Here is a 14,918-nt window from a genome sequence, read left to right on the forward strand (position 1 = left end):
GTAATATATAAAGAGAGGGGTATGTCAAATGAAAACGTCTAAGAAGCTTAGAACGCTGCTGCTCACCGGAACAGCCGCGCTGATGCTCATGTCAACCGTAGCCTGCGGATCTGGAGAGAAGGACGCTGCCGAGCCGGAAAAGGTTACCTTGAACATCATGCATCCATGGACCTCGCCGAACGTGGATAACGAGGTGTACAAGGAACGGATCGCGGAGTTTGAAAAACAGCATCCCGACATTATCATCAAGCAGGACGGGGTAGCGGCAACCGAGTATAAAACGAAGCTCCGCACGCTGGCTGCTGCCAACAACCTGTCGGATATCAATGTCGTATGGCCTGGCGCCGATCTGGCTCCATTGGTAGCCGGGGATCTGCTGATGCCGCTGGATGGCCTGATGGACAACTGGAAGGATATTTTACCGGAGGACGCATTGGCCGGGTTCAACCAGAACGACAGTCAATTTGCCGTGCCGACCAAACAAACCTTCGTCGATATTATTTACTATAACAAGGAAATGTTCGCCGGGGTCGGTTATGAGCAATTTCCGGCTACCTATGACGAATTCATTGATGCGGTGAAAAAGCTGAAGGAAGCCGGCATTACGCCGATCTCCCTGGGCAACAAAGAGAAATGGCCGCTACAATCGTCCTTCTTGTCGATTATCGGGGACCGTTACGTAGGCAGTGATTTCTTGCAGAAAATTCTGAACAAGGAAGCCAAATTCACCGATCCCGAATATGTGAAAGCGATTGCCGTCATTGACGAACTCGCCAAGCTGGGGGCGTTCAATACCGATGCGAACAACATGGATTCCGTGCAAGGCCAGGATTATTTCATACAAGGCAAGGCAGCGATGCATATCTCTTCCTCCACCGTTGACGGAAGAATCCGGATCAACAACGAGGAAGGGGACAAGTTTGGCATTGCGCTCTTCCCAAGCGTTCCGGGCGGCTCCGGCGATCCGGTAAAAAGCGCAGGCGTCGTTCAATACGGCATTGCTATTAAAAAAGGACTGAGCGATGAAAAGAAAGCGGCTGCCGAGGAATTTATCAAGTTTTTTGTAAACGAGGACTTGTACAAAGACCTGATCAGTAAAGGCGTTGTCGTACCGGCCAACGTCGAAATTCCGGAAGATGCGAGTCCGTATCTCAAGGAAATGCTGGAGTTGACCAACAAGGGAACGGCGCCGGTATTCGACAGCGTGATTCCGACCCAAGTTACCGATGTCATGCAGAACGGATTGCAGGCTCTGACGATTGGCAGAGGAACGCCGGAGGAGCTCGCACAAGAGGTTCAGGAAGCGTTCGACAACATGAAGTAAGGGCGCACTTCCCTAAGTCAAGAACATGATGGTACAAAGAAAAACCCGGCAGCGGGTTTTTCTTATTAAAGGCAGAGAGAAAGGAGTTACGCCAATGCATACGCTTAAGCATACAAAATGGGCTATTTTCTTGGGCTTGGCGCCAGCACTCATTATCTATATATGTATTGCCATTTTTCCCATCGGCTTATCGGTCTATTATTCCTTGATGAACTGGGATGGGATCACGCCTATGCGTTTTATCGGGCTGGAAAACTTTGTTGATATTTTCAAGGACGATATTTTTTGGTTGTCCGTTAAAAACAACGTCATCATAATGTTTACAGGGATCGCGGGACAGATCCCGCTTGGACTCCTGCTGGCCTTGCTGCTGAATCGAGGGCTGAAGGGCTCCAGTTTCTTCCGGACGATCGGCTTCCTGCCCGTGGTCATCTCATCGGTCATGGTGTCCTTGATCTGGGGCATGGTGTACAACACGGAATACGGGATGCTGAACAATTTGCTTGGTGTTTTGGGACTCGAGAGCTGGCAGCAGAATTGGCTGGGCGATCCGTTTTGGTCCATGATCTCGATCAGCATCGCTTATATATGGCAAAACTGCGGACTGTACATGATTATTCTATTGGCAGCTTTGCAGAACATCCCCGATGAAGTCAATGAGGCGGCAGCCCTTGACGGGGCGACCGGATTAAGCCGGATCATGCGCATTACCATTCCGATGATCCGGGGGACATTGCTCGTCTCCGTTGTCTACAGCATCAGCAATTCGTTCCGCGTGTTCGATCTGATCCAGATCATGACCGGCGGAGGACCGGCCCATGCGACAGAAGTTATGACCGTCTATATGTATAACAACTCATTTATGAATATGAGATTCGGCTACGGCAGCGCGGTATCCGTATTGATTCTTCTGTTTAGCCTTATCGTTATTACGATCGTGAATCGAATTGCTAGAGAAAAAGAATAGGAGGGAGAGGGAGGAGATGTACAGACAAACGAAATGGTTCCATTTAACGGCATACACATTTTTGGGGATATTCGCTATTATTAATATAATCCCTTTCTTTTGGATGATCGTAGATTCCTTCAAAACCGAACAGGAATATGCGGCGAACCCGTTCTCCATGCCGACCGAACTGCAATTCTCCAACTACGCAAAGGCGTGGGAAGTTGCGAATATGGATACCTACTTTCTCAACAGTATCATCGTAACCGTGGTATCGTTGGTCGTAACGGTCCTTCTCGGATCGCTTGCGGCGTACTTCTTGGCAAGGTTCAATTTTAAACTGCGCGGAGCGACTTACGCGATATTCTTGCTGGGCATGGTCGTTCCGATCCACGCGACCTTGATTCCGATCTTTCTGATCATGCGGAACCTGCATTTGCTGGATACGCATTTATCGTTGATTCTACCTTACACGGCCTTCCATTTGTCATTGACGATCTTTATTCTGGAAGGCTTCATGAAAGGATTCCCGAAGGATCTCGAAGAATCGGGCGTCATGGACGGCGCGGGCGTATTCAAAATTTTCTGGTCGATCATATTGCCCATCACGCGTCCTGCCATTTCCACTGTCGTGATTTTGAACTTTATCTATAATTGGAACGAGTATTTGTTTGCGCTCGTCTTGATCAGTTCATCGTCGCTGAAAACATTGCCGCTCGGACTCGCCAACTTTGTCGGCATCGAGACGGCCAGTCTGACGCTGCAAATGGCGGCACTGACGATCGCGCTTATACCGATCATCATTTTTTATCTGCTGCTGCAAAAACAACTGGTTAACGGCATGACGGCAGGAGCGGTAAAAGGTTAAACAGGTTTCAATTCTACATCATGAGGACATCGAAAGAGGGAATGGACATGCGCGGCAGTTTTGGCTGGATCGGGAATTATGGTCTGAAACAGAAAGCATTGGTCATTTTCCTCTTTTTTGTCATTTTGCCTACGCTTGGGGTCGGTGTCCTGGCCCAAGACAAGCTGAACGAAGTGCTGCGGGGTCAATTTATCCAATCGAGCCAGCGCAGTCTGGAGATTGTAACGAGTCAACTGGAAGAGCAAACGACCATGATTGAGGATATAGCCGATTATTTGATACTGAGCAATGACATGCGTCAATATTTGCGGCTGGATCCACCGCCGGAGAGCGAGAGAGCGGAACGGTTGAAGCAAAATCTCGAAGGTTTCCTGACGTTTCAGCTAATGTCCAAAAATTATATCAAATCGATATCCATCACCGGCTTTAACGGCAATTCCATCGAGATGGGCGAGCCGATTCACGGCAACGAAGAATCATGGAACCAGCTCGCGGACGAGCACAAAGGCGGGATCGTGTGGAGCAGCGGCTATCCTTCAACCAGCGGTTGGTATGGAGAAGTGAGCCTCGTATCCTTGTTCCGCGTACTGAATTCCTACGACGAAATCACGCTGCCGCTTGCCCGGCTCGTGATCCGTATGGATGAAGCCAGTATATTCAAACAGCTTCAGCGGGGGTTAACGCGGGACGAAGGGATGGTATTCATCGTGGATTCCGAAGGACAGCCTGTTCTGCCCTCCAAAGACAAGTTTCCCTTGAATGTCGGCGATGAGGCAGCGTTTAAGGCTATCGTAACTGCAGGGACGATGGGCACGTCTACTTACCGCCATGACGGTAATGAATATTTGACCTTTCATCAACGGATGGAAAACACCGACTGGAATATCGTTTCCATGGTGCCCAAGGCTGCGCTTGATCAGGACCTACGCGGCGTAACCATTTTGATGCAGGTCATTCTCGGCGGGATTCTCCTGTTGGGCTTATCGGCTTTGATCGGCTTCCACTATACGATTATCCGGCCGATACTGCGCTTGAAGATTGAGACCAATCGGGTAAAACTCGGCGATTTCTCCGCCAGGGTTCCTATTCGTTCCAAGGACGAGATTTCCGAACTGAACCGCAGGTTTAACGATATGGTATCCACGATTCAAGAATTGATTGAGCATAAATACAAGCTGGAACTGCGTGAGCGCGAATCGGAGCTGCGCCTGCTTCAGGAGCAGATGGATCCGCACTTTCTCTATAACACGCTCGATATGATCCGCTGGACCGCCAGGCTGGAGAAGGCGAGCGAATCCAGTCAGCTCATCGAAATCCTGTCTCGATTCCTGCGTTCCAGCCTGAACAATGGCCAATATGAGACCAGCCTGGCAAAGGAAATGGAATTCGTGCGCTCTTATCTGTATTTGCAGCAGAGGCGGCTGGGTCCAAAACTGAAATACGCACTTTACATGGAATACGATCTGGCAAATACGCTAACTTTGAAGGCTACCATTCAGCCATTGGTTGAGAATTTCCTCAAGCATGGTATCGATCGAGGGGAGCCGGTAGCGAAAATATCGGTCAAAGCATACAAGCGTGAGGATGAAATGTGGATCGACGTACAGGATAACGGCCGCGGGATGGACGATGTTATCTTAGAGGAGGTCCGGGAGTCTCTCCGTAACGGGGTTCAGACCGGTCACAATCGAGGCGCGCTCTGCAACATTCATGAACGTCTGTACCTATTTTTCGGAGAACGCTACGGTCTGGAAATAATCGAGGCTTCAACGCAAGGTACCTTGATTCGCCTCAAGCTCCCACATTCTGAAACCTACGGTGGTGAATCGCATGATGCAACACGATAAGACAGTAAAAATGCTCATCGTTGATGATGAACCCGTGATCTGTCAAGGCCTGCGCTATACGATTGATTGGGCGGATCATGGCGTTGAAGTCGTTGCGGAAGCCTATGACGGCAGTGAAGCGCTGCAGGTGGTCCAACAGAAAGAGATTGATTTGGTTCTGACAGACATCCGGATGGAGGGAATGGACGGTCTTCAGCTCACTAAGGAGCTGAAGCGCTGCCACCCCCAGGTTCGGGTCATCATGATCAGCGGTTATGAGGAATTCGAGTATGCACGCCAAGCCATCAAGCTTGATGTAACCGATTACTTATTGAAACCCGTTGATATTGAAGAATTGTTGGCGGTCGTGACCGGAATCGTGGAAGACGTTCGCCGGAAGGATACCCGTCTCGATGGTTCAGTGAAGGACGCCGAGCTTTGGCTTGCCGAAATGGCCGCGCCGTACGAAACTTCAATAGCTAAACCTGTGCCTCCGTATCTACTAACCAGTACCGAGTATAAACTTATAGCTACGCAGCTGGAGAGATTCTCGAACCTCGCGGCTTCCGTGACCGATCAGGATTTTTCGATACTTCAGCAATTGTGGCTGCATACGATACGTGATAACCTGGAATCACGCGGGGTCCGTCATGTATCCGTATTCGTGCATAAAAATTTACTGATGACCCTGCTGATGACGGATCAACCGCTAGTGAAAGGGCAGTGGGATGAAATCCTGCAAAATATGCTGGATTCTTGGCCGAAAGAGCATCGCATGTATTGCGCGGTTTCGGATGCCTATACGTCCTTGGATCAAACCGCAGCCATGTGTTCGGAAGTCCGAAACCTGCTGCCTTATCATGCTTTGGATAACTGCCTTTTGCTGGATTGCGCCTATAAGACCAACGTGGATAACGGCCGGGTGCTGCGCGATTTTGACAGTGCGGACATGGTCTCGAAGCTGTCCGTCGCGTTATTCAAGCAGGATGCTGATATGCTGGAAGAGCTGGTGGGCGGCATGTTCCAATTTTTCCGCGATCAGCGCTATCTATTGACGGATATGGTGAAGGTCTGTGACGAATTATCGATCATGCTGCGGCAGCGTCTTCGGCAAAGCGGGCTGACCCAGCTAGAGCATGGTCTGGAAAGGACGCTCGATCTGGACGTATACAATCATCCCGATGCGATCCGGCAGGCGATTTCCACGGAAGTGTTAGACCTACTGCAGCTCATCGACAAGGTTGGTATCGACCGATCGTTCTGGATCATAGAGAAGGCCAAGAAGTATATGGCGGAACATTATCTTAGTGATCTGAAAGCATCGGAAGTGGCCGCATATTTGAAAATTACCCCGAGCTATTTCAGCAATATTTTCAAACAAAGCACGGGAAAAAGCTTCAGCGAGTACATGAACGAACTGCGCATTAACGAGGCTAGAAATCTGCTGTTGACGACGCAGGACAAGGTGTTTGAGATTGCAGATCGCGTCGGGTATAAAGAATACAAATATTTTGTATCCGTCTTCAAACTGTACACGGGAATGACACCCAAGAAATATCGGGTCTTGAATATCAAAGAATAAGCATACTGACCAGATTGGAAGGAGAAGGGGAAAATGGATAAGTATCGGAATGCAGCACTTCCCGTTGACGAGCGCGTAGAGGATTTGCTGTCGAGAATGACGCTGCGCGAGAAGGTCGGGCAGCTGAACCAGCACTTGTACGGCTGGATGTCATATCGGCAATGCGAAGGGACTGAAACGGAGTTTGAACTAACCGAATTATTCAAAGAGCATGTCGAGTGGGGAGCAGGCATGGGGGCGTTGTACGGACTGTTCCGGGCGGACCCTTGGTCCGGAGTGACCTTTGAGAACGGGATTCCTACGCAAGACAATGCCAAGGTAGCGAATGCCATACAGCGCTATGTGATCGAACACAGCCGGCTTGGCATTCCTGTTCTTCTCTCGGAGGAATGTCCCCATGGTCATCAGGCGCTAGACGGAACGCTTCTGCCCGTTAATACGGCTATCGGATCGACGTGGAATCCCGAATTAATTGAACGAGCCTATTCCCATGTGGCCTCCGAAATCCGCAGCCGCGGGGCTCATATCGGCTTGGTATCGGTACTGGACATCCTGCAGGATCCGCGGTGGGGACGCTCCGAGGAGTGTTACGGGGAAGACCCGTACCTGGCTGCGCGGATGACGGAAGCGGTTGTGCACGGCATGCAGGGAAGAGAGCAAGAAGAGTGGAAGCGCCCGGATAAGGCGGCAGCCGTGCTCAAGCATCTGTGCGCTCAGGGAGCAGGGCAGGGCGGTCGCAATGCAGGACCGGTTCCCGTTGGCGAGCGGGAGCTTCGCGAAATTCATCTGCCGGCTGCGCAGGCCGGGATCAAGGCAGGAGCGGCAGGGGTCATGGCGGCCTATAATGAGCTCGATGGCATTCCATGTCATGCCAATGATAAGCTGTTAACCGGCATTCTGAGAGATGAATGGGGATTCGATGGGATTGTCATGGCGGATGGAACGGCCATCGACCGTTTGGTAGCCATAACGGGAGATTATGAGTCGGCGGCAGGACTTACCCTGTCATCCGGGGTTGATCTTAGCCTGTGGGACAAGTCGTTCACCACGCTTGAACAAGCGGTGAAACAAGGGAAGGCCGATATGGAGTACATCGATCGCGCGGTGGCTCGAGTGCTTCGGCTTAAATTCAGACTGGGACTGTTCGAGCAGCCATACATAGACGAAGGCTTGGCAGCGGCAACCGTCAATAATGCTGCCGCTAAAGACTTGAATGCATCCGTCGCAAGAGAAGCGGTTGTGCTGCTCAAGAACGACTCAAACGTACTGCCGCTGAATAGCGGCCGGATCAAACGACTGGCGGTCATCGGACCCAACGCGGACAGGCTTTACAACCAGCTTGGGGACTACACCAGCGTTCAGCGCGAGGGCAGTGGAGTTACGGCGCTTCAAGGCATTCGGATGGCTGCACCCGCAGGCACGGACATCGTCTTTGCTCCCGGATGCAGCGTACGAGGCATGTCGACGCAAGGCCTACCCGAGGCGATTGAAGCAGCCCGTTCCGCGGATGCGGTCGTGCTGGTGCTCGGCGGCAGCAGTGCCCGCCAATTCGGAGATACGTTTGATAGTAATGGTGCAGCCATTGTAGCAGAAGGGGATCCGACGGAAATGGATTGCGGTGAAGGCGTCGATCTGGCCGATCTCCGATTAGGCGGCATACAGGAGCAATTGGTCCGGGAAATTCACGCGATCGGTAAACCAGTAATTACGGTACTCATTCAGGGACGTCCGCTGGCCATTGCCGAGGCAGCTGAGCTCAGCGATGCACTGCTGTGTGCCTGGTATCCTGGAAGCGAAGGAGGCCGTGCCATTGGCGAGATCCTGTTTGGACAGGTGAATCCCAGTGGCAAGCTTTCCGTATCCATACCACGCTCCGTGGGTCAATTGCCTGTTTATTATAATCAGAAGAACGCTGGACAGCCTCGTCCCTATGTCGATATGCCGTCCAAGCCGTTATATCCGTTCGGATTCGGTCTTGGTTACAGCATGTTTGAATACGGAACTCCAACGATTTCGCAGAAGGAAATGACGCTGGAAGAGCTCCGATCCGGAGGCCGTGTCGAGGTCAGCGTGGAAGTGAGAAACAGCGGAGACATGAAAGGACTTGAAACTGTACAGCTCTATATTCAAGGCGATCAATCAGGGATTACCCGTCGTTTGCGGGAATTAAAGGGATTTAAGAAGATAGCGCTGGAGCCTGGTGATGTAAGCACCGTCACCTTCGAGCTTGGCTTCGAGGAATTGGCTATATGGAATCGAAACATGGAATTCGAAGTAGTCCCTTGTCGAGTCAATATCGTAGTGGGTGCCCATTCGGATTGGGAAAGCGGAGTTGTTCAGTTAAGGTTAAAGTCATAAAACAAAAGCTGAAACAAAAAAAGGGTTCTTAAACATTAGCACGATGCATCGATACTTGGAGGCAGCATGTAACGCTGTCTCTTTTTGTCGTGAATGAGCACGTTCGTTGACTAGAAAAAGAAATTGGGATATGATTTTAGAAATCGCGGAAAACATTATCGTTTTGATATTTTCCGAACAGGGAGGTGTACCTATTGAAAGAGCGAATTGTTGCGGCGGCAAGCCATGAAATCAAGAGAAGAGGGTTACGCTTTACGATGGGGGACCTTGCCAAACGACTGGGTATGAGCACGAAGACGCTGTACGGATGGTTCCCTTCCAAGGATGTGCTGATTGCAACGATTCTTCGTGAGGCCATTATCGAACTTCAAGAAAAAGAAAAGGACATCATGACTAATCCTGATCTGACAACACTTCGTAAACTTAAGCGATGCCTTATCCTCATTCCGACTGATTTTCAGTTTATCGGATTAAACCTCATAACCGAACTTCAGCGTTACTATCCTGATCAATGGAAGACGCTGGATGAATTTCTGAATAAACAATGGGACAGCATCACTGAACTATTTGAAGAAGGAATCAATCAAGGATTGTTACGCCCGTTTAATACCAAAATTTTTATTGATTTGTATGTTGGAGGCCTTTACCGATTAATTGAGGACTCGTCTGAGAATAAAAGCAGCATTACGCTTCAGGAGAGTCTGCGGGATATGGGAGAGATCCTGTTAACCGGTATTATTCAGAAGGAAGTTTGAACGATCATTTATTCATTAAGGAGAAGAGAGGGTATCACTTGAGTAAATCATTAAAAGGTCTGTTTTTATTTACGGATATCGGATTTATTTTGTATTGGGTTATCACCGCACTAGCGTTAATTCCCAAGGAATATTTATATCAGGATTATACCAATGAGCTGTTAGTGGCCTGGAATTGGTCGTTCTTCCCGCTCGATATATTCATTTCCATCACCGGAATGTACAGCATTTACCTACATAAACAGATGAATATAAAGTGGAGAAGCGTTGCCTTAATCTCGCTCATCCTGACATTTTGTTCTGGATTGCAGGCGATCGCTTTTTGGATCATAAAGTCCGATTTTGACATCATGTGGTGGGCGCCTAATCTGTACCTGATGTTATATCCATTGTTCTTCATTCCAAAACTGCTTGAGACCAAGGAGCCGTGTTAAGACACGGCTTTTTGATTTTTATTTCCTAGATCGGATGAACATTCGATAAAAGTCACTGCCGACATTTTCTAAGCGCAAGCGAAAAAAAGGGCTAAAGGACCATGCGGTTCGTCTAACATTAAGTATTTTATACACGGGAAATTCCTGAGGTACATGGTAAACTCAATAGTGGATCCCCCATTTTCTGTAATGAAGCAGAAACTTGGCTGGAATGAAACAAATGTTTTAGTATAAAGAGAGGAGGATGATATCTTTTACCATGGCAAAAATGCCCGCATGAACCTCGTTTTTCGTGCGCTTACGGGGGCAGTCCAATTGTTTCCTACTATTAATGGAGGTGTATTGATGGTTGACGTTCAAGGGTTGAGGCATATGAATAGGCATTTAAAACTACTTACGTCCGCAATACTTGCAGCTCTCGTGTTTTGTTTGTCCGGATTGCCCGCATTCGCGGCGACTCCTGAGAAAACGATCAACGCTTCAGCAACGCTAGCCTACAACTTAAAGGGACTTAATCATAATGTGGCCGTTCAGAAGGCTTATATCGCGGATAAATATCTCTATGCCACGCAGCGGTCGAAGGGAAATTGCTATCTTTCAAGATTGCTCATTAACGGGAAAGACGCTACTTATGTAGATGAAATGACCGTTACGAATACCGGCCACTGCCAAACGCTGGATATGTATACGTACAATGGCATCAATTACTTTTACTTTAGTTCCAAAGCAGATCCTTCAACGGACTATTATTGGTCGCTGCAGGTAGCTAGGCTTCAATATTCGGCTGGCAAGACCGTGGATTATACGGATTTGCATCGCTTCACCTACATGAATTACGCCAATAAAACAGGGGCAAGGCTAGGTGAGACTTACCGTGTGGATGGCGGGGGCAACAGTACGCATACGGTGTTCCGCGTACAAACCAAAGAGGGAACCGTAACATGGTCGATTTACGACACGGTCGCACTCAATAAGCTTCTGGACAGTAATGAACAGGTGCGGATGGACAGCGCAGCTGCGGTTAACGCCGCTGTTGGCAGCTTTACGCAGTCGGGCAGTGCGATCGTAAGGCCGAACGGATCCTTCCAGGGGGCCGATATGCTGGGTCAGACGAACATATATACGTCAGGCGGTGCCGAAGGCGATATCCCGCAAATTGCCATGATGACCAACGCAGGGACATTCAAAACCCTCGTGAAAATAACGAATGTGGGGAACCATGAAATCGAGGGAGTGCAGACAAAGAACGGCAATGTTTATTTTACGATCGTGACGGACCCGGTAAATAAAAAAGATACGCAAAAGGTGTATTACGTTCCGGATAGCATATTTAATTAACGTCCACTCAATTAGCCTCTGAGAACTTTGACATCAGTAATTTAGCATAGTTGGCATTTCGACTAAGGAAGGGAGAATTGTCCATGAAAAAAAGCTTCGTCTCGTTTATCGCCTGCCTGTTGTTTGTTCCGATGTTTACAACGGGGGTGCTGGCGGCCGGAAAAGGACAAGGCAAAGAAGTAAGCACAACGGTGATGTCTTACAATATCCATCACGGAGTTGGATTGGATGAGCTGCTAAGCCTGCAAAGAATCGCCGATGTTATCCGTGATTCCGGCGCAGAGATTGTCGGCCTTCAAGAAGTGGACCGGTTTTACGGGGAACGAAGCGACTTTCAAGACCAAGCGAAGGAATTGGCAGGTTTGCTCGGATATCACTATGCTTATGGTGCGAATCTAGATCTGGAACCTGCGGAAGGTCAGACGAATAACCGCCAGTATGGAACAGCCATCGTAAGCAAGTATCCGATCCTTCGATCCGAGAATGTGCTGCTGAGCAGCTTCGGGAAGGAGCAGCGCGGAGTTCTCCATGCTGTTGTCAATCTGAAGGGGATCCACGTGGATGTGTACAACACGCATCTTGGATTGGATGTCACCAGCAGAACGGCACAGGCGCAGGAAATCATTGAGCTTGCATCAGCTTCTGAGGGACCAGCGCTGCTGATGGGCGACTTCAACGCAGAACCAAACAGTTCAGAGTTTAAATTGGTGCTGGACAGCGGTTTATTCGTAAACAGCTTTCAGGGAATCGAAGATGCCTATACGTTTCCTGTAATCAATCCGTCGGTAACGATCGATTACATTCTGACCTCACCAGCTGTACAGCATTCGAATCAGCGCGTGATCCATACGGAAGCTTCGGATCATCTGCCTATCGCAGCCGAAGTATCATTCAAGCGTTAGGATCTTGCCATCATTCTGCCTTCATCCCGATTCTTCGAACTTTGGACGTCACACGGTAATCAAAGGTTACGTTTTTATAGATTTCGCCCCATTGCTCCGCAGTTTTAACATGGCTTTTCCAATACGATGGTTTTTTGGCTCTTACCAATTCGCCGAATCCGAATATATCGGATTCTTTTTTTTGCGTCTTTTGGATTAACCCGATTAATAATTGTTTAACGGAATGCTCATTCTCGCGTGCTATTTCCTCTAGAATTTTCGTGCTGTTGATCGAGATGGTATCTGTGTTTTTTTCCTCGACATTAACCTCTGTCATCGCCGTAATCGTAAAATGGGGAATCCCGTTTATGATATCGACTTTAATTTCCGATTCCCGGTTGGTCGCATGGATCGTTACGACTTGTGAATCGTTCCCAATATGAATAATTCCGCGGTATCCTGCGGGACTAATTCCCTTGATGACCAGGTACCCGGCAATTTCAAACGGTTTTGTCACGCCTACCATTTTGGCCCCTTTAAAAAAAGCCATTCCGCTGATTTCCACGTTATCTCCCTTCATGATTTTGATATAAGGCAGAAATCCTTCCTGGCCTTTCTTTGAAGAATTGCTCCAGAACGTCCCAACGTAGTTACTTGGAAATTTGCCTTGTTTTACGGCATCGTCCAATGTGGATGCTAGATAAAGCGCCGGGACACGCTCCAATTTGGGTGCTGCCTGCATATGATTTTTGGCCTTCCCTTTTGACACCATCAACCAGGCCATTCGGCGAACTTCCGCGTTGCGATGAAGATAGTCGTTCAAATTTTGTAATCCTTTTCTCGCAAACTCTTCTGATACGACAATGACGCGCAGATGGCCAAAAAACAATTTGCCTGATATCTGCTGCTGTAAATTCATCATGGCGTCGTCGACGGTGTGTCCTACAACATCAAGCACCCAGACCGTTTCCTGCTCGCCTTCTCCCGAACCGCCGCCTTCCCCTGGTCCGAGCGGTATTCTGCCGGGAAGAGCAATTTGAACGGATAATTGGATTAATTCCTGTTTAGGGGCCGGGTATTTCCCGCGTAGATGAGATATTTCATCCTCTCGTGCCTCAGCGTCCTTATCAGCCGTATCAATTGATATTCCAAGAACGACAGCGCGTTCTTCAATTTCCATCCGATCCCAGCAGCCTGTCAGGAGTGAGCTGGATAGAAGAAGGACGATCATGAATTTTACGTTTAGGGTAACGCTTATTCTTTTCCTCATTGGAATCCTCCTGAACTTGGTGAACATGCTCACTCACACCAGAGCCTTTACAAGTATGACACTTAGAAACAACGCAGTTCCGATCACGATATGAATCCAGCCCAGTATACGAGATACCTTCCTCTCCTTGGTCATGTTTGATTGCTCATACTTATTTGTATCGATGACCAGATTGAACATGCCGGACAACACCCAGATCAAGATGGCAACATCCATATAACCGCTGTAAAGATTTCCGATCATTTGGACGCACCTCTTTGTTTACGCAGCATGGCGATGATAAGCAGCACTCCAGGATATACGATGGTGACCAGCAGACCAAATTTGGATATCAAGCCGTTCACTTCATTCAATTGAACCAAGCTTTGGGGCAGCATGGCCAGAACGAACAGGATGGGCAGGATGAAGAAGGACATCATCCCGTGATCAGCTAATCGGAATAACTTGCTTATCGAGTAAATCGTAAAGTAATAGCAAGAGAACAAGGAGGTAAAGACAGCGGTTACCCAGACGGCAAGAAAGACCGCATCCAAACGTTCCAGTACGTTGGCAGGTAATGAAGTTGCTTTTGCCAGCTCCAGCGTCGGCCATAACAGCTTCTTTGTCTCTTCCGCCCCAAACACGCTAACCGTTGCCGTGACGATCAATATATACAGCACACCGGTAATCACCATTGCCCATATGCTGGACCGCATCGCTCTTTCCGGTTTGCACATGGCAGGGATGACCATCATCATAATGAAGTATCCCTGGAACATGGTGGACAACGTAATAATGCCTGCCGGTATTCCTCGAATTTCGTTCCCTATCACAGGAAGAACATTAATCATGTCCGCGTTTTTTAACGACAGGGCGACGATCAACAGCGCAGGAATTAAGATAAAGGGGCTGTAGAATAAGTGAATGTAAGCAAAGGTCATGATATTTCGGCGTGAAGAAAAAGCAGCCAGGAGCAGCATGACCAATACAGTGACCTCGAGTGGCGTGTTTTTCAATACGGCTGTGACAACCACCTCTCCGAATTCTCTTGCAACAAGAGAGCTTAGGACAGCAAAGAAAGCAATCGATATGAGGCTTCCGATTCTCCCGAGCCATTTGCCGATGATAACCTCGCTATACTCGATGTAAGAGTCATTCGGAAACCGCATGCCAAGCCGGGTCATGAAAAAAAGTCCGACAAACGCTAGCAGCATTCCTAAAAAAGTGACGAGCGGAGCTCCTGCATCCGCTGCCTTCACCGCAGCTAACGGAAGTGCAAGAACGCCTACTCCAACGATGGTGCTGATCGTAACGGCAGAAGCCTGCAAGACAGTGATTTGGCGCTGTTCTCTCATCG

The 14,918-nt window shown here is 48.8% G+C and carries 13 protein-coding genes; 10 read left to right on the forward strand and 3 right to left on the reverse strand.

All coding sequences use genetic code 11. The features are described 5' to 3' along the window. Positions 1-28 precede the first annotated feature (28 nt). The 10 genes from DP091_RS30155 to DP091_RS30200 all read left to right on the forward strand — a co-directional run bounded on the left by DP091_RS30155 (position 29) and on the right by DP091_RS30200 (position 12,333). On the forward strand, positions 29-1,324 hold the full coding sequence (locus DP091_RS30155) for an extracellular solute-binding protein (protein WP_113061707.1): 1,296 nt from the start codon (positions 29-31) through the stop codon (positions 1,322-1,324). A gap of 94 nt (positions 1,325-1,418) precedes the next feature. Then, a complete protein-coding gene (locus DP091_RS30160; protein WP_113061708.1) occupies positions 1,419-2,291 on the forward strand; it encodes a carbohydrate ABC transporter permease in 873 nt (290 codons plus the stop codon). A 16-nt stretch (positions 2,292-2,307) separates the two neighbouring features. Beyond that, the gene (locus DP091_RS30165; protein ID WP_113061709.1) at positions 2,308-3,138 is read left to right on the forward strand and encodes a carbohydrate ABC transporter permease; all 831 of its coding nucleotides are present in this window, start codon (positions 2,308-2,310) and stop codon (positions 3,136-3,138) included. A gap of 47 nt (positions 3,139-3,185) precedes the next feature. Continuing rightward, complete coding sequence (locus tag DP091_RS30170; protein WP_113061710.1) at positions 3,186-4,985, forward strand: sensor histidine kinase; 1,800 nt, start codon at positions 3,186-3,188, stop codon at positions 4,983-4,985. Next, entirely contained in the window at positions 4,969-6,546 is a 1,578-nt protein-coding gene (locus DP091_RS30175) for a response regulator (protein WP_258394751.1), read from the forward strand. Before DP091_RS30170 ends, DP091_RS30175 begins: the two co-directional genes overlap by 17 nt. A 33-nt stretch (positions 6,547-6,579) precedes the next feature. Beyond that, a complete protein-coding gene (locus DP091_RS30180) occupies positions 6,580-8,904 on the forward strand; it encodes a glycoside hydrolase family 3 N-terminal domain-containing protein (RefSeq protein ID WP_113061711.1) in 2,325 nt (774 codons plus the stop codon). Positions 8,905-9,098: 194 nt separating this feature from the next. Beyond that, a complete protein-coding gene (locus DP091_RS30185; RefSeq protein ID WP_113061712.1) occupies positions 9,099-9,659 on the forward strand; it encodes a TetR/AcrR family transcriptional regulator in 561 nt (186 codons plus the stop codon). Between the two features lie 38 nt (positions 9,660-9,697). Beyond that, a complete protein-coding gene (locus DP091_RS30190; RefSeq protein ID WP_113061732.1) occupies positions 9,698-10,093 on the forward strand; it encodes a YvaD family protein in 396 nt (131 codons plus the stop codon). 345 nt (positions 10,094-10,438) lie between these two features. Further along, positions 10,439-11,431, forward strand: a complete 993-nt coding sequence (locus DP091_RS30195) for a phage baseplate protein (protein ID WP_113061713.1) — start codon at positions 10,439-10,441, stop codon at positions 11,429-11,431. Between the two features lie 83 nt (positions 11,432-11,514). Continuing rightward, positions 11,515-12,333, forward strand: coding sequence for an endonuclease/exonuclease/phosphatase family protein (locus tag DP091_RS30200; RefSeq protein ID WP_113061714.1), 819 nt, complete (start codon positions 11,515-11,517; stop codon positions 12,331-12,333). Positions 12,334-12,343: 10 nt separating this feature from the next. On the opposite strand, the gene DP091_RS30205 is transcribed toward DP091_RS30200, so the two are convergent. Genes DP091_RS30205 through DP091_RS30215 form a run of 3 tightly spaced genes read right to left on the reverse strand, consistent with a single transcriptional unit; the run spans position 12,344 to position 14,916 of the window. After that, a complete protein-coding gene (locus DP091_RS30205; protein ID WP_113061715.1) occupies positions 12,344-13,582 on the reverse strand; it encodes a Ger(x)C family spore germination protein in 1,239 nt (412 codons plus the stop codon). A 33-nt stretch (positions 13,583-13,615) separates the two neighbouring features. After that, positions 13,616-13,825: a CLC_0170 family protein gene (locus tag DP091_RS30210; RefSeq protein ID WP_113061716.1), complete on the reverse strand. Its 210-nt coding sequence runs from the start codon at positions 13,823-13,825 to the stop codon at positions 13,616-13,618. Beyond that, positions 13,822-14,916, reverse strand: a complete 1,095-nt coding sequence (locus DP091_RS30215; RefSeq protein WP_113061717.1) for a GerAB/ArcD/ProY family transporter — start codon at positions 14,914-14,916, stop codon at positions 13,822-13,824. Before DP091_RS30215 ends, DP091_RS30210 begins: the two co-directional genes overlap by 4 nt. Positions 14,917-14,918 lie beyond the last annotated feature (2 nt).

It is taken from the genome of Paenibacillus sp. MDMC362 (assembly GCF_003269305.1).
Taxonomy (GTDB): Bacteria; Bacillota; Bacilli; order Paenibacillales; family Paenibacillaceae; genus Paenibacillus_AQ.

Excerpts from the sequence above, each read along its gene's own strand:
- DP091_RS30170 (WP_113061710.1), top strand. The coding sequence starts at position 3,186 with ATGCGCGGCAGTTTTGGCTGGATCGGGAATTATGGTCTGAAACAGAAA.
- DP091_RS30160 (WP_113061708.1), top strand. The coding sequence starts at position 1,419 with ATGCATACGCTTAAGCATACAAAATGGGCTATTTTCTTGGGCTTGGCG.
- DP091_RS30205 (WP_113061715.1), bottom strand. The coding sequence starts at position 13,582 with ATGAGGAAAAGAATAAGCGTTACCCTAAACGTAAAATTCATGATCGTC.
- DP091_RS30195 (WP_113061713.1), top strand. The coding sequence starts at position 10,439 with ATGGTTGACGTTCAAGGGTTGAGGCATATGAATAGGCATTTAAAACTA.
- DP091_RS30210 (WP_113061716.1), bottom strand. The coding sequence starts at position 13,825 with ATGATCGGAAATCTTTACAGCGGTTATATGGATGTTGCCATCTTGATC.
- DP091_RS30180 (WP_113061711.1), top strand. The coding sequence starts at position 6,580 with ATGGATAAGTATCGGAATGCAGCACTTCCCGTTGACGAGCGCGTAGAG.
- DP091_RS30165 (WP_113061709.1), top strand. The coding sequence starts at position 2,308 with ATGTACAGACAAACGAAATGGTTCCATTTAACGGCATACACATTTTTG.
- DP091_RS30215 (WP_113061717.1), bottom strand. The coding sequence starts at position 14,916 with ATGAGAGAACAGCGCCAAATCACTGTCTTGCAGGCTTCTGCCGTTACG.
- DP091_RS30200 (WP_113061714.1), top strand. The coding sequence starts at position 11,515 with ATGAAAAAAAGCTTCGTCTCGTTTATCGCCTGCCTGTTGTTTGTTCCG.
- DP091_RS30155 (WP_113061707.1), top strand. The coding sequence starts at position 29 with ATGAAAACGTCTAAGAAGCTTAGAACGCTGCTGCTCACCGGAACAGCC.
- DP091_RS30175 (WP_258394751.1), top strand. The coding sequence starts at position 4,969 with ATGATGCAACACGATAAGACAGTAAAAATGCTCATCGTTGATGATGAA.